The sequence below is a fragment of the Flavobacterium potami genome (assembly GCF_020026915.1).
Lineage (GTDB): Bacteria > Bacteroidota > Bacteroidia > Flavobacteriales > Flavobacteriaceae > Flavobacterium > Flavobacterium potami.
This window is the reverse complement of record NZ_JAINUY010000052.1, coordinates 1-288: the sequence shown is the minus strand read 5'-3', so window position 1 is coordinate 288 and position 288 is coordinate 1. Positions and strand designations below refer to the sequence as shown.

Here is a 288-nt window from a genome sequence, read left to right as displayed (position 1 = left end):
TCCTGCACAAAAACAAATAAAACATAGCAAACCTTAAGGAAATATTGCCTTTAAATTATTTATTATAAATTATCTACTGTTTGGCTATTTGCTCCGCTAAGTCATTCAAATAAAGCCAGCGTTCCATTTTTGTTTCCAGTTCTTTTTCCAGTTTTGCTTTTTTAGCTAAAAGCTCAGGTAAAACAGTAAAATTGGCAGCTTCTTCAACCAGCGCTTTTTCAACCTCTATAATTTCAGCCTCTATGCCTGCTATAATATCATCTATTTCTTTATACTCCAGTTCTTCTT

Annotated in this window: 1 pseudogene; it reads right to left on the bottom strand. The window is 32.6% G+C overall.

What is annotated here, in order from left to right:
• Positions 1-73: 73 nt before the first annotated feature.
• Positions 74-288: pseudogene (locus K6T82_RS24235) on the bottom strand (hypothetical protein); the annotation flags it as partial.